This window comes from Aliihoeflea sp. PC F10.4 (assembly GCF_054612275.1).
On record NZ_JBTSWH010000001.1, the window covers coordinates 518,361 to 537,821 of the forward strand.

General features: G+C 63.1%; 22 protein-coding genes. 7 read left to right on the top strand and 15 right to left on the bottom strand.

All coding sequences use genetic code 11. From position 1 onward, the window contains the following. The first annotated feature begins 11 nt into the window (after window positions 1-11). The 4 genes from ACX82Z_RS02470 to ACX82Z_RS02485 all read left to right on the top strand — a co-directional run bounded on the left by ACX82Z_RS02470 (window position 12) and on the right by ACX82Z_RS02485 (window position 2,700). On the top strand, window positions 12-857 hold the full coding sequence (locus ACX82Z_RS02470; RefSeq protein ID WP_459586565.1) for a cytochrome c1: 846 nt from the start codon (window positions 12-14) through the stop codon (window positions 855-857). 85 nt (window positions 858-942) lie between these two features. Further along, window positions 943-1,488: an adenine phosphoribosyltransferase gene (locus ACX82Z_RS02475; RefSeq protein ID WP_459586566.1), complete on the top strand. Its 546-nt coding sequence runs from the start codon at window positions 943-945 to the stop codon at window positions 1,486-1,488. Further along, a complete protein-coding gene (locus tag ACX82Z_RS02480) occupies window positions 1,488-2,003 on the top strand; it encodes an N-acetyltransferase family protein (protein WP_459586567.1) in 516 nt (171 codons plus the stop codon). Before ACX82Z_RS02475 ends, ACX82Z_RS02480 begins: the two co-directional genes overlap by 1 nt. A 70-nt stretch (window positions 2,004-2,073) precedes the next feature. Continuing rightward, on the top strand, window positions 2,074-2,700 hold the full coding sequence (locus tag ACX82Z_RS02485; protein ID WP_459586568.1) for an FMN-binding negative transcriptional regulator: 627 nt from the start codon (window positions 2,074-2,076) through the stop codon (window positions 2,698-2,700). Between the two features lie 3 nt (window positions 2,701-2,703). On the opposite strand, the gene ACX82Z_RS02490 is transcribed toward ACX82Z_RS02485, so the two are convergent. The 9 genes from ACX82Z_RS02490 to ACX82Z_RS02530 all read right to left on the bottom strand — a co-directional run bounded on the left by ACX82Z_RS02490 (window position 2,704) and on the right by ACX82Z_RS02530 (window position 10,531). After that, window positions 2,704-3,171 carry a MaoC family dehydratase gene (locus ACX82Z_RS02490; protein WP_459586569.1) on the bottom strand — a complete coding sequence of 156 codons (468 nt, stop codon included), beginning with the start codon at window positions 3,169-3,171 and terminating at the stop codon, window positions 2,704-2,706. Then, window positions 3,168-3,635, bottom strand: coding sequence for a MaoC family dehydratase (locus tag ACX82Z_RS02495; RefSeq protein WP_459586570.1), 468 nt, complete (start codon window positions 3,633-3,635; stop codon window positions 3,168-3,170). Before ACX82Z_RS02495 ends, ACX82Z_RS02490 begins: the two co-directional genes overlap by 4 nt. A gap of 64 nt (window positions 3,636-3,699) precedes the next feature. Next, window positions 3,700-4,665: a magnesium transporter CorA family protein gene (locus tag ACX82Z_RS02500; RefSeq protein ID WP_459586571.1), complete on the bottom strand. Its 966-nt coding sequence runs from the start codon at window positions 4,663-4,665 to the stop codon at window positions 3,700-3,702. A 12-nt stretch (window positions 4,666-4,677) separates the two neighbouring features. Then, complete coding sequence (gene ychF, locus ACX82Z_RS02505) at window positions 4,678-5,781, bottom strand: redox-regulated ATPase YchF (RefSeq protein WP_459586572.1); 1,104 nt, start codon at window positions 5,779-5,781, stop codon at window positions 4,678-4,680. A gap of 73 nt (window positions 5,782-5,854) precedes the next feature. Beyond that, window positions 5,855-6,457: an exopolysaccharide biosynthesis protein gene (locus tag ACX82Z_RS02510; protein WP_459586573.1), complete on the bottom strand. Its 603-nt coding sequence runs from the start codon at window positions 6,455-6,457 to the stop codon at window positions 5,855-5,857. An 84-nt stretch (window positions 6,458-6,541) separates the two neighbouring features. Next, window positions 6,542-7,252, bottom strand: a complete 711-nt coding sequence (pth, locus tag ACX82Z_RS02515; RefSeq protein ID WP_459586574.1) for an aminoacyl-tRNA hydrolase — start codon at window positions 7,250-7,252, stop codon at window positions 6,542-6,544. 30 nt (window positions 7,253-7,282) lie between these two features. After that, window positions 7,283-7,972, bottom strand: a complete 690-nt coding sequence (locus tag ACX82Z_RS02520) for a 50S ribosomal protein L25/general stress protein Ctc (RefSeq protein ID WP_459586575.1) — start codon at window positions 7,970-7,972, stop codon at window positions 7,283-7,285. 175 nt (window positions 7,973-8,147) lie between these two features. Beyond that, a complete protein-coding gene (locus ACX82Z_RS02525) occupies window positions 8,148-9,260 on the bottom strand; it encodes an LBF_2804 family protein (RefSeq protein WP_459911591.1) in 1,113 nt (370 codons plus the stop codon). 59 nt (window positions 9,261-9,319) lie between these two features. Next, entirely contained in the window at window positions 9,320-10,531 is a 1,212-nt protein-coding gene (locus ACX82Z_RS02530) for an MFS transporter (protein WP_459586576.1), read from the bottom strand. An 89-nt stretch (window positions 10,532-10,620) separates the two neighbouring features. Here ACX82Z_RS02530 and ACX82Z_RS02535 point away from each other — a divergent pair, with 89 nt between their 5' ends. Next, window positions 10,621-11,418, top strand: a complete 798-nt coding sequence (locus ACX82Z_RS02535; RefSeq protein ID WP_459586577.1) for an AraC family transcriptional regulator — start codon at window positions 10,621-10,623, stop codon at window positions 11,416-11,418. Here ACX82Z_RS02535 and ACX82Z_RS02540 read toward each other — a convergent pair whose 3' ends face one another. After that, on the bottom strand, window positions 11,419-12,426 hold the full coding sequence (locus tag ACX82Z_RS02540; RefSeq protein ID WP_459586578.1) for an alpha/beta hydrolase family protein: 1,008 nt from the start codon (window positions 12,424-12,426) through the stop codon (window positions 11,419-11,421). Window positions 12,427-12,439: 13 nt separating this feature from the next. Continuing rightward, window positions 12,440-12,745, bottom strand: coding sequence for a hypothetical protein (locus tag ACX82Z_RS02545; protein ID WP_459586579.1), 306 nt, complete (start codon window positions 12,743-12,745; stop codon window positions 12,440-12,442). Between the two features lie 192 nt (window positions 12,746-12,937). On the opposite strand from ACX82Z_RS02545, the gene ACX82Z_RS02550 reads away from it, so the two are divergent. Further along, window positions 12,938-14,530: an ABC-F family ATP-binding cassette domain-containing protein gene (locus ACX82Z_RS02550; RefSeq protein WP_459586580.1), complete on the top strand. Its 1,593-nt coding sequence runs from the start codon at window positions 12,938-12,940 to the stop codon at window positions 14,528-14,530. 47 nt (window positions 14,531-14,577) lie between these two features. Continuing rightward, window positions 14,578-15,882 (top strand): chromate efflux transporter, encoded by a 1,305-nt coding sequence (gene chrA / locus ACX82Z_RS02555; RefSeq protein WP_459586581.1) that lies wholly within the window; start codon window positions 14,578-14,580, stop codon window positions 15,880-15,882. Here the strand turns inward: chrA and ACX82Z_RS02560 are convergent. The 4 genes from ACX82Z_RS02560 to pgeF all read right to left on the bottom strand — a co-directional run bounded on the left by ACX82Z_RS02560 (window position 15,879) and on the right by pgeF (window position 19,430). Then, a complete protein-coding gene (locus tag ACX82Z_RS02560; protein ID WP_459586582.1) occupies window positions 15,879-16,811 on the bottom strand; it encodes a ribose-phosphate pyrophosphokinase in 933 nt (310 codons plus the stop codon). The genes chrA and ACX82Z_RS02560 overlap by 4 nt on opposite strands. A 113-nt stretch (window positions 16,812-16,924) precedes the next feature. Next, complete coding sequence (locus ACX82Z_RS02565; RefSeq protein ID WP_459586583.1) at window positions 16,925-17,449, bottom strand: hypothetical protein; 525 nt, start codon at window positions 17,447-17,449, stop codon at window positions 16,925-16,927. 31 nt (window positions 17,450-17,480) lie between these two features. Then, complete coding sequence (locus ACX82Z_RS02570) at window positions 17,481-18,632, bottom strand: M24 family metallopeptidase (RefSeq protein ID WP_459586584.1); 1,152 nt, start codon at window positions 18,630-18,632, stop codon at window positions 17,481-17,483. Between the two features lie 3 nt (window positions 18,633-18,635). Further along, the gene (gene pgeF, locus ACX82Z_RS02575; protein WP_459586585.1) at window positions 18,636-19,430 is read right to left on the bottom strand and encodes a peptidoglycan editing factor PgeF; all 795 of its coding nucleotides are present in this window, start codon (window positions 19,428-19,430) and stop codon (window positions 18,636-18,638) included. Window positions 19,431-19,461 lie beyond the last annotated feature (31 nt).

Here is a 19,461-nt window from a genome sequence, read left to right on the forward strand (position 1 = left end):
CTGAAGTGACAATGAAAACTGTTCTCAAGGTGATTGCCGGTATCGGCCTAGCTGCCGCGATGAGCACAGGAGCGGCAATGAGCGCGGAAGAAGGCGGCACGCCGCATTACCCGCTCATCAAGCCGGTCCAGCAGGACTGGAGCTTTGCCGGCCCGTTCGGCACCTATGATCGCGGCGAACTGCAGCGCGGCCTCAAGGTCTATCGCGAAAGCTGCGCGGCCTGCCATGGTCTGAACCGCGTCGCATTCCGCACGCTCGAAGATCTTGGTTATTCGGATGCGCAGGTGCGTGCACTGGCCGCCGAATACGAGGTCGAGGACGGCCCGGATGCCGATGGCGAGATGTTCACGCGTGCGGCCATCCCGTCAGACTATTTCCCGTCGCCTTTCGCGAACGCGCGAGCGGCAGCCGCCTCCAACAATGGCGCGGCCCCGCCGGACCTGTCGCTGATCGCCAAGGCACGCGCCGTCGAGCGCGGCTTCCCGACCTTCGTGTTCGACATCTTCACCCAGTATGCCGAAAGCGGGCCGGACTACGTCTACAACCTGCTCACCGGCTACGAGGATGCGCCGGAAGGCTACACGCAGCAACCGGGCACCTACTACAACCCGCATTTCCTCTCCGGCACGTCGCTGTCGATGGCGCCGCCGCTTCAGGAAGGCCTCGTCTCCTACGACGACGAGACGCCGGAGACGGTCGAGCAGTACGCGCATGACGTAACTGCCTTTCTGATGTGGACGGCGGAACCGCATCTGGAGCCGCGCAAGCGCATGGGCTTCGTCGTGATGCTTTTCCTCGTCGGTTTCGCTGCGCTGATGTATCTGACCAAGCGCAAAGTGTGGGCGAACGCTCACTGAAAGCGGCACATATGCAGATGAAGGGCGCCGCTGGCGCCCTTTTTCATGGGTTCAATCGAACATGTCAGCAAACGGGAGCCGGATCATGACCACGACGCTGCAGGACACGCTGGTTTCGGCGATCCGAACCATTCCCGATTATCCCAAGCCCGGCATCCTGTTTCGCGACATCACAACTTTGCTTGGCGATGCGCGGGCGTTCCGTCGTTCTATCGACGAACTCGTCCACCCTTATGCCGGCTCCAAGATCGAGCAGATCGCCGGCATCGAGGCGCGGGGCTTCATTCTTGGTGGGGCCATGGCCCATCAGTTGTCGTCCGGCTTCGTGCCGATCCGCAAGAAGGGCAAGCTGCCCTACGAGACCGTTCGTGTCGCCTATTCGCTCGAATACGGCATCGACGAGATGGAGATGCACAAGGATGCCGTCGCGCCCGGCGAAAAGGTCATTCTCGTTGACGATCTGATCGCGACCGGCGGCACGGCGGAGGGCGCGGTCAAGCTCATCCGCCAGATGGGCGCGGAAATCGTCGCGGCCTGCTTCGTCATCGACCTGCCGGACCTTGGCGGCAGGGCGAAGCTCGAAGCGCTCGACGTTCCGGTCCGCACGCTGGTCTCGTTCGACGGGCATTGATGACCATGTCCTCGACGGATGACATCATCATTCGCCGCCTCGGACCTGACGATGTCGACGCGTTCCGGCGCATCCGACTGGAGGCGCTGCGGCTGCATCCGACCGCGTTTGTAAGTACGTTCGAGGACTGGGCGCGTTTCGACGATAGCGAATGGCTTCGGCGGCTGACCGACAATCCAGCCTTTGCGGCATTCGACGGCGCAGAACCGGTCGCGCTGATGGGCTATGTCCGGGAACGCTCGTCTAATGCACACCACCGCGCGACGGTCGTGATGGTCTATGTGCGCGAAGCCATCCGTGGGGCAGGACTTGCGAAAAGGCTTCTCGACGTTCTGACACGCCATGCGCGGGCACAGGGCATCGATCAACTCGAACTCGGCGTCGCCGCGCAGAACGAACCGGCCCGGCGTCTTTATGAGCGCGAGGGCTATACGGTGATCGGCCGCATCCCCTCGGCCACTATCGTGGGTGGCGTCGCATTAGACGAAGTGCTGATGATGCGCCGAATTGATTGAAATGCACTTGGACCAATGATTTGGCGCAGGAACATCTGTTTCGTGACGTCATCGCTGATAATCTGCCGTGATGTACACGCCCCCTGCCTTTCGTGAGGATGACCCCGCCGCGCTCGCCACCATCATGCGAGATGCAGGCCTTGCGACCCTCGTTACCGCAACGAGCGAGGGCCTGATCGCAACGCCGCTTCCGCTGCTTTTCGAAGCGAGCGAGGGGCCACAAGGCACGCTTTACGGCCATGTCGCCAAAGCCAACAACCAGTGGACGCTTCAGCCTACTAGCGATGCTTTGGCGATCTTTTCCGGTCCGGACGCCTATGTGACGCCGTCCTGGTACGCTTCGAAGCGTGAGCATGGAAAGGTCGTGCCGACCTGGAACTACGTCGCCGTCCACGCTCACGGGCCGGTCGAGTTCTTCGATGATCCTGATCGTCTTCTGGATGTCGTCACACGCCTGACCGAGCATCATGAGCAAAGCCGCCCCGACGCGTGGGCGGTTTCCGATGCACCCGAGCGGTTCGTTGCTTCGCAGCTTCGCGGCATCGTCGGCTTTCGTCTGCCTATCAGCCGCGTCTTCGGCAAGCGCAAGATGAGCCAGAACCGGCCCGAAACCGATCGCGAGGGTGTGGCGGCCGGTCTCGGTTCAAGCGAGGATGAAAAAGACCGAGCAGTTGGTGCTATCGTCGCTAAGCGGTAAGCTTCAGCCTGCCTGCAACAGTACTGCGCTTTCGAATTCCAGTACCTTGTCGCCGGTCGAATCGAACGCTTCGCAGTCGAGCGTCATCACGTGCCAACCGAGGCGTGAGGCGATCGGCCGGTGTGCCCGTGCCCGGCGTGTGAAGGTGATCGTCTCGCCGGCATAGACGGGCTTGAGCCATTTCAGATTGGTGAAGCCGGGGGAGGGGCCAAAGACGGGCGCTTCGCCTTCTCCGGTCCACTCGCCGAGCATGTCCTGACGCTTTTCCAGATTGTAGCGCATCCACATCGCGCAGGTATGCCAGCCGGACGCGCACAGCCTGCCGAAGACGCTGGCCTCGGCCTCTCGCTCGTCCATGTGGAAGCGCTGCGGGTCGTATTTCGCGGCGAATGCCTTGATCTCGTCAGCGGTGAATGTGTGCGAACCGAGCGTGATCGTCTCGTTGACCTTCAGATAGTCGTCCAGCGTCATGCGGCAGCCTTCGGATTGCGCAGGAGGAACATGCCCGTATTGGCGAGTTCGCAAACGATCTCGCCGTTCTGGTTGCGGATCGTGTGCTCGACCGAGACGAAGCCGAGATTGGGCCGCTTGGCCGACACGCGCGCGGCGGCGACCCGGCTCACGCCCGATAGCGTGTCGCCGGCCAGCACCGGCTTCTTCCACCGCACATAATCGACGCCGGGCGCGCCCTGCGAGGTCGAATCCAGCAAAAAGGCATCGCACATCATGCGCATGAACATCGCGCAGGTGTGCCAGCCGGACGCCGCCAACCCGCCGAGGATCGAGGCCTTGCCGGCTTCCTCGTCGAGATGCATCGGCTGCGCGTCAAACTGCGAGGCGAATTCCACGATCTCCTCGGCGGTGACCTTCTTTTCCGGCAGTTCGATTTCGCGTCCGACGGTGAAATCCTCGAACGCCCAGCGCTTTTCGCTCATCACATGCCTCCCTCAAGCATCGACGAAATCTGGCCCGCCGAACACGCGTCGCGCAAGGCGCGTTTCAAAGCCAGCCCTTCTTCTTGATGTACCAGAACGGCAGCGCCGCCGCGGCAACCATGACGAGCAGCGCAAGCGGATAGCCATAGGGCCACTCCAGTTCCGGCATGATCTCGAAATTCATGCCGTAGATGGAGGCGACGAGCGTCGGCGGCAGGAAGATCGTCGCCGCGACGGACACGATCTTGATGATCGTGTTCTGCTCGATCGAGATCATGCCGAGCGTCGCGTCGAGCAGGAAGGTGATCTTGTTCGACAGGCGCTCGGCATAGTCGGAAAGCGCGGCAAGATCGCGCGTCAGCGACCGGGCGCGGTTGCGCCCCGCCTTTTCCTGATCTGACATGTGAACCCAGTAGCTCACCAGACGCTGGAGCGTGTGGAAACTCTCCTGCAGGCTTGCAAGAAGTTCTTCCTTGCGGCCGATCCGGCGCAGGATCGCCTGGAAATCACGGTCGCGACGTGAGGCTTTGGTTGCCGCCGGGTGAAAGATGCGCTCCGACAATTCGCCGATGTCGCCGCCGACATTTTCAAGGACGTCTGCAGCACGCCCGACGATCGCTTCCAGAAGCGCGAAGAAAATGCCGGTCGCGTTTTCGCAGCCGAGCTGAACGCGCGCGCCTCGCTCGGCAAAGAGCGTGAAACTCGACGGCTCGACATAGCGCACCGTCAAAAGCCGCCGGTTGGTCAAGATGAACGTGACGGGCCCGGCCGCCGGCCGCTCGCGTTGCGTGTTGGCGGCGATGATCGCCGTCATGAACACGGCACCGTTTTCCGTATAGAGCCGGGAGGAGATTTCGATCTCGCCCATCTCGTCGCGGGTCGGCACGTTGATGCCGAACCACTCCTCGACGATTGCCTCTTCGGCATCTGTCGGCGCGACCATGTCCACCCAGACGGCCGTATCGCGCGCCTCGCCCTGCGGATCGACCGGGACGAGCAGACCGTCGCGAAGGGCGTAGGCGCGGATCATGGCATACCGTTTTTACGTATTGAACTTGAAGAGCAGCACGTCGCCGTCCTGCACCACATATTCCTTGCCTTCGTCGCGGGCCTTGCCGGCTTCCTTGGCCGCCGTTTCGCCGCCGAGCGCAACATAGTCGTTATACGCGATCGTCTGGGCACGGATGAAGCCGCGTTCGAAATCCGTGTGGATGACGCCGGCCGCCTGCGGGGCCTTGGAGCCCTTTGCGACGGTCCAGGCGCGCGTTTCCTTCGGCCCCGCGGTGAAATAGGTAATGAGATCGAGAAGCTCGTAGCCGGCACGGATGAGCTTATCGAGGCCTGGTTCTTCAAGCCCCAGATCGCCAAGGAATTCGGCGGCGTCCTCGTCGGAAAGCTGTGCGACTTCGGCCTCGATGGCAGCCGAGATGACGACCGTATGTGCGCCCTGCGCTTTCGCCATCTCGGCAACTGCCTCAGTATGCGCGTTGCCGCCAGCCGCATCGCCTTCGGCGACGTTGCAGACATAGAGCACCGGCTTGGACGTCAGCAGGTTCAGTTCCTGCAGGATCTTCAGGTCTTCGGGAGCGATACCCTTCAGGAGCATGCGCACCGGCTTGCCGTCATGGAGAAGCTTCAGCGCCTCTTCCATCATCGGCAGGACCGTCAGAGCCTCCTTGTCCTTCGCGGACGCGCGCTTGCGAAACTGAAGCGCACGACGCTCGAGGCTTTCGAGGTCCGAGAGCATCAGTTCGGTCTCGACCGTGTCGGCATCGGCGACCGGGTCGATCTTGCCTTCGACATGGGTGATGTCGTCATCTTCGAAGCAGCGCAGCACATGGACGATGGCATCCACCTCGCGGATGTTGGCGAGGAACTGGTTGCCGAGCCCTTCGCCCTTCGAGGCACCGCGCACGAGGCCTGCAATGTCGACGAATGAGATGCGCGTCGGGATGATCTCCTTCGATTTCGCGATGCCGGAAATCGCCTTCAGGCGCGGGTCCGGCACGGCGACCTCGCCGGTGTTCGGCTCGATCGTGCAGAAGGGATAATTCGCCGCCTGCGCCGCGGCGGTCTTGGTCAGCGCGTTGAAAAGCGTCGACTTGCCCACATTAGGAAGGCCGACGATGCCGCATTTGAAGCCCATGGAAGTGCAGTCCTGTTACGGAATTCTCGTTGGCAGGGCTATGGGCGTTGGGTGCGCGAAGGTCAAGGCCCGCTCAGGTCACCGTGGTGAAGCCAAGATAGCCGACGACGCCGAGAAAGGCCGTGCCGAGCACCGCGAGCAAGCCGTCCTCGGTGGTGAGCGAAAGCGCGAACAAGGTGACGGCAGCGCCCGCCATGGTGCCGGAAAAAGGCACGAACTCCATGAAGGGCATCAAAAGGCCGATCATCAGGCAGATCAGCGCCGGCACAATATCGAAAGGCGGCTTGACCAGAAAGGTAAGCCGCTTTCCGGTCAGCCTGTCGATCACGCGCGCAGGCTTTGCCAGCCAGTCGCGAGCGGTTTCAAGCCGCGAGCGGGAAATCGAACGCCGCCGCAGGAAACCGGGCAGCCACAAGGCCTTGCGCCGCAGAACGATCTGGATGGCAATAAGCGCGATGATAAGCCCGCATGTCGCGGTCATGCCGGGAATGCCGCTGGCGGGCGTCACCGCGATCATGGCCGGTACGAGCATCAGGGGGCCGAAGGCGTTGCCGTCGATTTCGTCGACAACGTCGCCGACGCACACGCGCTCATCGACGCCGGCCTCGGCCATGACGTCGACGACGGCTTCCATCGAATCCAGATTGCGTTCTTCGAGCATATCGACCTTCGTCATTGCTTCGTGGAAAGACGCGAACCGGCAATCGGTTCCGCCAGCACTGCGCGGCAGTTCTTTCGTTCCCGTCGAAAAGGGCGCGGATCAGTCCTTGCCGAAAAGTTTTTTCAGCATCGCGGCCATCGGACCTGTCTCGGGTATCTTCACCTGCGGCGCGTTTCCGCGCGCCTGCCTTATATGGCTTTGCGCCTTCGGCTTTTGCGCGTTTTTGACAGGCGCGGTGGATTTACCCTGAAGGCTGAGCGCGGCCTTGTTCATGAAGCCTGCGTCGTCGCCTTTGGCGAGCAGTTCTGCATGGTCCGCAAAGGCGTCGAGCAGCGGGTCCAGCCAGTCGCGATCGGCCTTGGCGAAATCGCCGAGCACATGGTTCGTCACCATTTCCTTGACGCCCGGATGGCCGATGCCGATCCGCACGCGCCGGTAATCCTTGCCGCAATGCGCGTCGATGGACTTGATGCCGTTATGGCCGCCATGGCCGCCGCCCGTCTTGATGCGCACCTTGCCCGGCTCGAGGTCGAGTTCGTCGTAAAGCACGGTCAGGTCGGAAATGTCGGCCTTGTGGAAGCGCATGGCTTCGCCGACGGATTGACCGGACAAATTCATGAAGGTCTGCGGCTTGATCAAAAGCACCTTTTCGGTGCCGATCATGCCGGTCGCGATCAGCGCCTGGAATTTCTTCGACCAGGGCGAAAAGGAATGGCGGCGGGCAATCGCGTCCGCCGCCATGAACCCGACATTGTGCCGGTTGTTCTCGTATTTCGATCCGGGATTGCCGAGACCTGCAATGATGCGCATGTCCAAACGCTCCCGGACCGTGCCGGACGATTACTCGCCCTTCTTTTCCTCGGCTTCGCCCTCGGCGTCTTCGCCTTCGGCGCCGTTCTCGACCTCGACGGCCTCGGCGTCGACTTCCTCGGTCGTGCCAGCCTCTTCCTCAGCCGTCAGGACGGCCGGAGCGGCGATGGTAGCGACGGTGAAGTCGCGGTCGGTGATGGTCGGCTCGACACCCTTCGGCAGCTTGGTCGCCGAAATGTGGATCGAATCGCCGATTTCCAGACCGGTCAGGTCGAAGTCCAGCGAGTCGGGGATCGAATCCGCCTGGCAGTGAACCTCGACGTCGTGGCGGACGATGTTCAAAACGCCGCCGCGCTTGATGCCGGGCGAAGCTTCCTCGTTCAGGAAGTGGACCGGCACGTTGACAGTGACGACGGTCTTCTTCGAGACGCGCAGGAAGTCGACGTGAACGGGGAAGTCCTTGACGGGGTCGAGCTGGTAATCCTTCGGCAGGACCTGGTACGACTTCGAACCGACCTTGATCGTTGCGACGGTCGTCTTGAAGCCGCCGCCATGGATCTTCATGAACAGCTCCTTGTAGGGGAGCGAGATCGAGACGGGGTCTTGCTTGTCGCCGTAGATGACGGCGGGTACGCGGCCTTCGCGGCGCAGTGCTCGGGCGGACCCCTTACCGACCGTTTCGCGCGCTTCGGCCTCGAGCGTGTAGCTCTCGTGGCTCATGGCATTTCCTTTCAGGTTTCTGGAGCGCCTGCGACGGTGGCAAAGCCGGTGCCGCAAACGTCGAAAGCCGCCCGTGCTCGACAAGCTCCGGCGGCCATCGCCCGCGTTGCCTCCAAGGGTGTCTACGCGGGTGGCGTGGCTATAGACGAAGTGGGGAAAGGGTGCAAGTTCGCGGTCATGAAGCGTCTGCGAAAGGCTGTCCGTCGATCAGAGCGCCGCGCAGCTTTGCGATCCGCTCCGCGTCATGCGGCCGCCCGGCGATCTCGTTCAGTTCGCGCAACAATTCATCTTGCGATTTTGACGGCTTGCCGGCCAGGATGGCAACGCAGGCGATGAGGTCGGCGAGCGCCGTTCGACCTTCCTCGTCGAGCGCGCGTGCTTCCTGCTTTGCCGTCGCCCAGTCCACCTCGATCTCGTCGCGCTCCCGGTCGAGCGTTTCAAGCAGGCGAGCGAGAAGAAGAACATAGGTCGGATGCGCGTCACCGCCGCGCCGCACAGTTTCGCCTACCGCATGAAGGAGGGCGGTTCGCCACGGCTCGTCCTCGCGCCGGCCCGCCATCTCGACGATCTGTTCGACGCCGTATGGCCCGAGCGCGCGCAGCCGCGCCTCGCGCATCACCGCCCATGTGATCCAGGCGTTCCAAGCCGCATAAAGCGGCACGGCGAGCAGCGGGACGTAGCCGCGCAAAACCGCGCGGGCGAAAACGCGCCGTAGCAAAATCCTTAAGACGAAGCTCGTTACGCCGACCTTGGCCTTGTAGGCGAGGTTCCACAGCAGGAGCCGCCAGCGCGGCAGGTTCGCATAGGGATCGATGCCGTAAATCTTGCGGTGCGGGTTGGGGATTTCGAGCGCCGAGCGTGCCAGGCCCGTCGCGACCAGACCGGAACCTGGCTCGTCCTTCATCGCAAGGCCGACGACATCGCCGATCCTGGTGATGGCGTTGAGCGCATTCCAATAGAGGAAGAAAATCTCGACGATCGTGAGAAGGCCGACGACGGCATAAAAGCCTGCCCAGAGCCAGGGATCGTCCAGTAGCGATCTTTGCTGGTCGCCGTTCAGGAGGCCGAGCCTGATCCAGATTTCGCCGCCGCCGATGATCAACCCCGAAATGGTGCCGGAAATCGTCGCAAGGATGACGGCGCGGTTGCGGATCGCGGCTAGCCGGGCCAGATCACTCTTGGTGAGCGGCAGTTTGCCCGTGCCTGCCGGCGCGCTCGACAGATAATCGCGCGCACGTTTTTCCAGCGCGTTCAGTTCCGGCGCGTAATGCTCGACTGGATCGGCGATTTTCCCCTCCGCCCCTTGTTGCCTGCGGGGGAAATCGTGTCAGCGCGATCCGGTTCCCGTCAACCCGCCGCGCGCAGTTCGCGCATGTTCGGCAGGAAGACCGTGAGAAGACCGAGGAAGGGCAGGAACGCGCAGATCAGATAGACGAACTCGATGCCCTTCGCGTCCGCGATGACACCCAGAACGGCCGCCGCGATGCCGCCCATGCCGAAGGCGAAGCCGAAGAAGATGCCGGCGATCATGCCGACGCGGCCGGGAACCAGTTCCTGCGCGAACACCACGATTGCGGGAAAAGCCGAGGCGAGCATCACGCCGATGATGAAGGTCAGCACCAGCGTTTCGGTGAAGCCGACGAAGGGCAGCGCGACCGTGAAGGGCAGGATGCCGAGGATCGAAAACCAAATCACGGTCTTGGAGCCGAAGCGGTCGCCGATCGGTCCGCCGAGCACGGTGCCGAGCGCGATCGCGCCGAGGAACAGGAACAGCATCATCTGCGATTGCTGGACCGTCACGTCGAAGCGCTCGATGGCGTAGAACGTGTAGTAGCTCGTGAAGGAGGCGGTGTAGATGTTCTTGGTGAAGACCAGCAGCGCCAGAACCACGAGCGCGGTTACGACCTTTTTGCGCGGTAGGTTCACGGTCGGCACCGGGCCGCCCTTGCCCTTGCGCGCGGCGGTATAGCGATTGTACCAGCCACCAACCTGCTGGAGGATCACCATGCCCAAAAGCGCGGCAGCGCAGAACCATGCAACGCTCGTCTGCCCGCGCGGCACGACGATGAAGGCGGCGAGCAGCGGGCCGATGGCGGTGCCGAAATTGCCGCCGACCTGAAACAGCGATTGCGCGAGGCCGAAGCGGCCGCCCGACGCCATGCGCGCCACGCGCGAGGCTTCCGGGTGGAAGATCGCCGAGCCGATGCCGATCAGGGATGCGCCCAGAAGCAGGATCGAATAGCGATCACCATAGGCCAGAAACAGCAGCCCGCAGAAAGTCGAGCCCATGCCGAAGGCAAGCGAATAGGGCTTCGGATTCTTGTCTGTATAAAGCCCGACCAGCGGCTGGAGCAGCGAGGCGGTCACCTGAAACGCCATGGTGAGTAGGCCGATCTGCCAGAAGGCAAGTCCATAATCTTCCTTCAGCATCGGGTAGAGCGCGGCCAGCAGCGACTGCATCACATCGTTCAGCATGTGGCAGAACGACACCGCGAAAATCACGGCGAAGGTCGTCGTCTCGGCGGGCAGGCGGGCGGGTTGGGCGGCGGTATCGGTCACTTTCAGGCTCCTGTCGCCGCGTTATAGTGGTGTTGCCTCATGGTCGCTTACGTGGTTTGGTCGATTTCTTACGCGAACGGGCCAAAGCAATGCCGCCTTATGCCGAGATCGACCCGCAATGGCGCGAGAGCCTCGCCTCGCTGGACAGTGCTGAAGCCACCGTCGTTGGACGCGCCTCGCACTATCTCGACGGGCATGTCGTGCCGCCGCACAGCCATGAGCGTGCGCAACTCCTTTATGCGCGAAGCGGCGTCGTCCTCGTGTCGAGCGCCGCCGGCCGCTGGATGGTTCCGCCCGAGCATGCAATGTGGATTCCCGCAGGCGTCGCGCATTCGGTCGAGATGATGGGCGCGGTCGCGATGCGCTCGGTCTATCTGCGGCCCGAGGCGGCACGGGACGCACCGCGCGATCTTGCGGTGCTCGCCATGACGGATTTGATGCGCGCTCTCGTCGCCATCGCGGTCGAGGCCGAAACCGCCGTCACAGGCTCGCGCCGCGACGAACTGGCCATGGGGCTTCTCGTCGAGGAGATCGCGCGTCTGCCGCAGCGCCCGCTCGCCCTGCCGCTGCCGTCCGACCGGCGGCTTCTGGCGCTGTGCCGCGCGTTTCTGGCGCAGCCCGCCCATGCGATCGCGATCGACGAATGGGCGTCGAGGCTCGGCATGAGCCGACGGTCTTTCACGCGTTTCTTCCAGAGGCAGACCGGTGTCAGCCTTGGGTTATGGCGTCAGCAGGCCTGCCTTTTTGCAGCATTGCCGCGTCTGGCCGAGGGTGAGAGCGTCACCGCCGTCGCGCTCGATCTTGGATATGACAGCGTACCCGCCTTCACGACCATGTTCTCACGCATGCTCGGCACCGCGCCGCGCGCCTATTTCCGAACCGGGTGATCACTCTGCGTCCGGGATGCCGCGCATAAGGGACAGTCCGGCGGCGGTGCGGTCGGCAAAGCCCATCCAATATGTATGCGCTTCGGTGGGCTCGCCCGCTTCGTTGCGCGCCACGACACCGTCCGACGCGTTCTCGACTGAAAGGTCGAGATAGTCGTCCATCGCCGCGTCCCCCTTCACGTGTTTGCCGAAAAAGGCGGTGACGAAATGCTGGGCGATATTGTTCATGCGCACCGTGTCCCAGACGGGATCGGCGTAATGATCGAAGGGCGCGTAGCCGAGCTTTGCCGAGACGGTATGGCTTTCGGCGGGGGCAGGGATCGGCGCGGCGGCGTTGTGGTTGGCGTTTTCGAAGGTCAGCAGATAGTGCTCTGCGTTGACCGTCTCGTCATAGAGCAGCTTCACGCCGTCCTCGTAGCCGGAAACGTCGTCGACGGAGCCGGCAATGTAGAAGATGGGTGTGGTGATGCCTTCCATGCCCGCCGCATCCCAAAAGCCGCGCTGGCGGCCCCATGGCGCAATGGCGACGACGGCCTTGATCCGCTCGTCTGCACGCTCGGCTAACTCGTCCGACCCGGCCTGATGGATTGCGAGCGTGCCGGGCGGCGTCAGGTTCGGATAGCCGATGGCGGCTTCGGTCACGCCGCCGCCTGCCGTGATGACAGCGCCGTAACCGCCCATCGAATACCCGATCAGCCCGGTATTGTCCGTATCCACAAGGCCGGAGAGGAAGTCGCCGTCCTCGCTGGAAAGCCGCTCCATTTCGTCCAGCACGAACATCTGGTCGAGCGAGCGATTGACCAGCGTGGAGCCAAACGCGGCCTGATCGTTATAGGTCGAGTCCTTGTGATCGATCGCGGCGACGACATAACCTTTGGTCGCAAGGTTTTCGGCCAGATGGCTCATCAGGAATCGATTTCCGGGATAGCCATGCGAGACGATGACGAGCGGGTAGGGGCCATCCGCCGCCGGTTGCGCATCGCGAACACCGCGCCCAGTCAGCGTCACTTCCGTTTCGCCGTCACGCAGGAAAGCGCGATATGTGCCTTCGCTGCCGGTGCCGTCCGCTGCCGGATACCAGATTTTCCAGCGTCAAAGCCCGGTCGTAGCGTGGCTCGCCGCCGCCCGACATGTTGACGATGTCGAGTTGGTCGGGATTGGTCACCTCGATCGTGCGCACGCCGATGGGCAGGTCGCCATGTGGGCTCAGTTCGGGCGCATCGGGACGGATCACGTCGATCCGGTTGTGACCTTGCGGTGCCGTTTCCTGCGCAAGCGCCGCGCCGCCAAGTCCTGCCACGAAAATTGCCGCCAAAATCGTCCGCATACTCGTCTCTCCTCGCATTCGCCCAACGCCTACGTGCCAACGCCGACAGCCATGTGACAGGCGCGGCTTGAAGATCATCCCGCATCAGCCTATCTGGCGGGCAGAACGGAAACTTCAACAGGACGGTCACGCCGATGAACGACACGATGCGCGCCCCACTCGCTCGCCTCTCAAACGTTCTTCCGGTGTCCCATGCTTTCGCTCTCCGTTCACGACCTTTCGTTCCGTCTGCCTGACGGACGCACCCTTTTCGAAAATCTCGATCTTTCCTTCAGCACCGAGCGCATCGGCCTTGTCGGGCGTAACGGCGCCGGGAAGTCGTCGCTGCTCGCCATCCTTGCCGGTTATGCCGCGCCGTCGTCGGGGGCCGTCTCGCGCGATGGTGTCGTGCGCATGTTGTCCCAAAGGGTAGGGGAAAAGGACGCAACGCTTGTATCCCTGTTCGGTATTGCCGAGCAGCTTGCCGCCATCGAGCGCGCTGAAATGGGCGAGGCCGGGATGGACGAACTGACCGGGATCGACTGGAAACTGCCCGCGCGGTTGGAAGCGGCATTGGTCCGTTTTGGCATTTCCGGCATCGACCCTTCGACGCCGCTCGACGAATTCAGCGGCGGGCAGCGCACACGCGCCGGTCTCGCCGCGCTCGTCTTCGACCGGCCGGATTTCATCCTTCTCGACGAGCCGACCAATAATCTGGACGCAGAAGGCCGCAGGCTCGTCCTCGACCTTCTGGATAGTTGGCGAGGGGGAGCCGTCGTTGTCAGCCACGACCGCGAACTCCTGCGCCGCATGGACCGGATCGTGGAGCTTTCGCCGCTCGGTGCGCGTGTGTATGGCGGCAATTACGACGATTATCACGCCGCGCGCGAAGCCGAGCGCGCCGTTGCCGAAACGGATTTGAAAAGTGCCGAACAGGAGATGCGCCGTGTAGAGCGCAAGGCGCAGCAGATGCGCGAACGACAGGAGCGGCGCGATGCCGGCGGACGACGCTCGCGGGCGGGAAGCTCGGACCCGAAGATTTTGCTCGATGCGCGCAAGGAGCGCGCCGAAGGCACGGCAGGGCGGGGAGGTCGTCTGGGCGACCGGCTGAAAGCCAAATCCGCTGAATCGCTTTCTGAGGCACGTTCGCGCATCGAGCGAACGACGCCCTTCGCCGCTGGCATGGCAAAGAGCGCCGTTCACCGTGGTCGCGTGCTTCTTACTCTCGACGATGTCGCGGCAGGTTTCGGCGATGTGCCCGTCATCCATGACATCGGCCTTTCCATTGTCGGGCCGGAAAGGATCGCGTTGACCGGTCCGAACGGCGCTGGAAAGTCGACGCTGCTTGCCGTCATCGCAGGCGATCTTGAACCGATGTGCGGAACGGTCCATCGTCTCGGCCGTATGGTCATTCTCGACCAGCACGTTTCGATACTCGATCCGTCGCTGTCTATCCTCGACAATTTCGCCCGGCTCAATCCAGACGCGACGTCGCACGATGCCCGCAGCGCGCTGGCGCGATACGCATTCCGCGCCGACGACGCCTTGAAGCGTGTTGCAAACCTGAGCGGCGGAGAACTCCTGCGCTCCGGACTTGCCTGTTCGGCAGGCGGTGCGGCCGCCCCAGAACTCCTGATCCTCGATGAGCCGACCAACCATCTCGACCTCGATTCGATCGCGGCGGTGGAGGATGGGCTTCAGGGCTTCGCCGGTGCGCTTCTCGTCGTCAGCCATGACCGAAGCTTTCTGGATGCGATCGGCGTAGACCGCGAGTTCGTTCTGGAGCACGGATGCCTTCGTCATTGAACGGTCACGCAGCGTCGGATAGGCAGGCGAAAACGTGAGGGACGTTCGTGACCGCTTGTCCGCAGCCATCTGTCGGTGAAGTCGTTCGTGTGTTCGGCAGGATCGGGCTCTTGTCCTTCGGCGGCCCTGCCGGCCAGATCGCGCTGATGCACCGCGAACTGGTCGAGGAGCGGCGATGGTTGGAGGAAGCGCGCTTTCTCCACGCCTTGAACTACTGCATGGTCTTGCCCGGTCCCGAAGCGATGCAGCTTGCGATCTATTCCGGCTGGCTCATGCGCGGCACGCTCGGTGGCCTCATCGCGGGGCTGCTTTTCGTCCTGCCCGGCGCGATCCTGATCACGGTGCTGTCGATCGTATATCTCGTGGCGGGCGAGGCGACGATCGTCGAGGGGCTCGTCTTCGGCCTCAAGGCGGCGGTGCTCGCCATCGTCATCGATGCGCTCGTCAAGGTGTCGCGCCGTGCGCTCAAGGATGAGTCGATGATTGGCGTCGCCGTCATGGCGTTCGCCGCCATCGCGCTTTTGCAAATTCCGTTTCCGGTCGTCATCCTGGCCGCTGCGTTTATCGGTGCGGTGTTCTTTTCGGGCAAGGCTACGGCCGATGACGAGACCGAGCTTCAGCCCCTGCCGGATCACGCCCGGCCTAACGCAACGAGTTTCGTGCGGACGACGCTGATCTGGCTCGGTATCTGGCTTGTGCCTCTGGCCGTTCTTTTCGGAACCATGGGACGCGGTAACGTTTTCGTGGAGGAGGCGCTTTTCTTCTCCACCATGGCGACGGTCACCTTCGGTGGAGCCTATGCCGTTCTCGCCTATGTCGCGCAGCAGGCGGTCGAGACCTATGGCTGGCTGCGTCCCGACGAGATGCTGACCGGTCTCGGTCTTGCCGAAACGACACCGGGACCGCTGGTGCTCGTCCTCGCCTTCGTCGGATTTCTCGGCGGTGCGCGCCTGTCGGATTTCGATCCGGTGACGGGCGGGATCGCCGGCGCTCTGGTAGCGCTCTGGTTCACCTTCGCACCGTCGTTTCTCTTCATCTTCGCGGGCGCACCCTATGTCGAGACGATCCGCCGGTCGAAAAGGCTCGCAGCCGCACTCTCCGCCGTCACGGCGGCAGTCGTCGGCGTCATCGCCAATCTCGCGGTCTGGTTCGGCCTGCACGTTCTGTTCGGCACGCTCGAAGAGGTGACAGCCGGTCCGTTTCGCCTGCTCGTTCCCGATCCGGCGACCTTCGATCCCGCCGCCGCGATTATCGCCATGGGTGCGGCCGTCGCGCTCATGGTGTTGCGCGTCAATTTGATCGTGGTGCTGGCCGCCGCGAGCGCGGCCGGAATGGCGTGGTTGCTGTCCTAGTCGAACAGGCTCGACACTGACTCTTCCGATGCGGTGCGCGAGATCGCCTCGCCGATCAGATCGGCGATGGAAACGACGCGGATGTTGTGCGCAGCTTCCACGGCCGAGGTCGGCTGGATGGAATCGGTGATCACCAGTTCTTTCAGCGCCGAGCCGGTGATGCGCGCCACGGCACCGCCCGAAAGCACGCCGTGCGTGATATAGGCAGTCACACTCGTCGCGCCATTGGCGAGAAGCGCGTCGGCCGCGTTGCACAAGGTGCCGCCCGAATCGACGATGTCGTCGATCAGCAGGCAGTCCTTGCCCTCGACCGAGCCGATGATGTTCATGACTTCGGATTCGCCGGGCCGGTCGCGGCGCTTGTCGACGATGGCGAGCATGGAATCGATGCGCTTGGCGAGTGCGCGCGCGCGCACCACGCCGCCGACGTCCGGCGAGACGACCATCGTGTTGGGCAGCGAATAGTTCGCCTTCACATCGCGCGCCAGAACGGGAACGGCGAAGAGATTATCGGTCGGGATGTCGAAGAAGCCCTGGATCTGCCCGGCGTGGAGATCGAGCGTCAGGATGCGGTCGACGCCCGCCCGCGTGATCATGTTGGCGACGAGCTTGGCCGAAATCGGCGTGCGGCCCGAGGCGCGGCGATCCTGACGCGCATAGCCGAAATAGGGGATCACGGCCGTGATGCGCCGCGCCGAGGACCGGCGAAAGGCGTCGATCATGATGAGCATTTCCATCAGATGATCGTTGGCCGGATAGGAGGTGGACTGGAGGATGAAAACATCCTCGCCACGCACGTTTTCCTGGATCTCGACGAAGATTTCCTGATCGGCGAAGCGGCGCACGCTCGCCTTTCCCAGCGGAATGTTCAGGTATCGGGCGACGGCTTCGGCCAGCACCCGGTTTGAATTGCCCGCGAAAAGCTTCATGGAGATGTCCCTGCAAAGGATTTGACCGGCCTTGTAGCGGCAGTCTGTGCGATTGCAACCCTTATGCGGCGATTCAATTGCGCTGTCCCGCCCTTTGCGTCGGGTTCGAGCGCTCAGCTCGCGCGTGCGAGAAGCCAGGACGCATAGGCGTCGATCGTCTGGTCGGCGATGCGGTCCATCACGTGCGGCTCGACGCTCGCCCAGCCTTCTCCGGCAACGCGCGGCGTGCGCTCCTGTCCCTGGATGCGGGTGAGCCGGTTACCGCTGCCGTCGATCACGTCCCAGACATAGATCACGGTCGTCTCGGCACCCTCGGTGAAGGCGGAGAAATACCCCTTCATCGTCAGCCCGTCCGAGGATGGCGACGCGGAAAGCGGAATGCCGAGTTCTGCGGCGCGCGAGGCCATGCGCGTGTTTAAGGGCACCATCGCAGCGTCCGGCGCGCCGACCGCGGGCGTGATCGTCAGTTGCGGATTGCCGGCCGGCGTCAGTGCGGCCGTCTGCCGGCCCCCCGGTGAGGCCGCGTCGATCGCTTCCTGCTGCGTGCTCGTCAAAGCGTTGGGCTGCGGGGCGCGCGCGGCTGTGCAGCCGGCCAATGCCGCCACGCTCACAATACCGATCGCTTGCCAAAGCTTCATTGCCGCCCCTCGTCGAGTCGCAATTATGCAATCATTGGACGATCAAGTCGAGATCGAGCCGGGAAAGCGAGCGCGGCGCAGCGTCGGTCGTCAGATATGTGCGGCCGAGCGTCATGGCGGTTTCCGAGTCCGAATCCATGATGATCATGTGGGCAAAGAGCGTCATGTCGGGCGCGATCGGCTCGGGATTGCCCGAATAGAACATCTGCGCATCCATCCAGGACGGCGAAAAACGCGCACTGACCGAATAGCCGCAGGCGTTGAGGCGATGGCGCGTCAGGCCATGCGCTTCCATCACCTTCGCATGGGCGTCGAACACGTCGCCGAAAGTTTGGCCGGGCACCATCGCGCGCTCCACCGCCGTCAGCGCTTCCTGCGCGGCCTCGAAGAGTTCCTGATGGCGCTTGGTCGCCTTACCGACCAGCACCGTGCGCATCATCGGCGCGTGATAATGGGCGAAGACGCCGGACCATTCGAGGGTTAGCTGGTCGTTCTTGGTCAGCTTGCGCCGGCCGGATTTGTAACGGCACAAAAGCGCGTCGGCGCCCGATCCGATGATGAACTCGTTGGCCGGATAGTCGCCGCCGCCCGCGAAGATCGCGCCCTGCATGGCGGCGAGGATCGCACCTTCGTCTCCACCCTGCTTGATCAGGGGAAGCGCTGCTTCGAATGCTTCGTCCGACAGTGCGGCCGCGCGCTCTGCCTTCTTGATCTCCGCGGCGCTCTTGAACAGGCGCAGGCGCGAGACGAGATCCGACGCGTCCTCGATCTTGCCGAATGTCTTCAACTGCTCGTCGAGCAGGCGCGCATTGCGGCCGGTCAGGCCGTGCGTGTCGTATTCGACGCCGATACGGGAGCCGAGCAGGTCGAGATCGTTCAAAAGGTTGCGCAGATCGACGGTCGGGTCGGCCTTGTCGCGGTCGGTCCACAAGCTCACATTCTCGATGGTCGAGGTGTGCTTGGCCTGGCGCATGTCGGCCGAGCGGGTCAGGAGCACCATCGAGCCGTCAGCCTTCACGACGAGCGACTGAAAGAAGCAGAAGCCGAACGTGTCGTAGCCGGTCAGCCAGTACATGCTTTCCTGCGCGAACAGCACGAGTGCGTCGAGCTTGCGGTCGGCCATTTCGATGATCAGGCGATCGCGCCTCGAATCGAATTCGGTTCTGTCGAAGTGCAGCGCCATGTTTCAGATCTCCAGGACGATGGCGGACAACTGGCGGCCGTAATCGGGCTCCTGCCTGTGCGTCGTTCGCCGATAGGAATAGAAATTGTCCGGCTCCGCATAGGTGCAGCGCGCGACGTGGTCAACCTTGACGCCCGCAAGCCTTAGCCGGTCGAGCGTGTAGCGGTTGAGGTCGAACCACGCATGACCCGCCTTGCCGGAGGGGGAAAAATAGGCCTCGTTCTTGCCCTCTGCCTCGATGAAGCGCACGATGAATTCCGGCCCGACCTCGTAGCTCGCCGCACTGATTGCGGGGCCAAGAACGGCGCGGATGTTCTCGCGCCTGGCACCTAGGCCTTCCATGGCCGAGATCGTGTTTTCGGTGATGCCGAAAAGCGCGCCCTTCCAGCCGGCATGTGCCGCGCCAATGACGCGGGCGGTACTGTCCGCAAAGAGGATCGGCCCGCAATCTGCGGTCAAAATGCCGATGGCCAGTCCGGGCGTTGCCGTTACCAGCGCGTCGGCCTTGGGACGCTCATCGAGCGATACGGGACCATCGACGACTTCCACATCGGCCGAATGGACCTGATGAACGGTGGCAAGGCTGTCTTCGCCAACGCCAAGCCAGCGCGCTGCGCGTGCCCGATTTTCCCTGACGGCGGCCCGCTCGTCCGACGAGCCGTATCCGACATTGAGACCCGCATAGATGCCGTCGGACACACCACCGCGCCGCGTGAAAAAGCCGTGTCTCACGCCATTTGCGGCAAGTTCATCCAGGAGATCGGACCGCACCGGGTCCGGTCGCGTCGCATCGAGCATATCGAGCCTTTCTGCAAGAGCCGCCGCACGC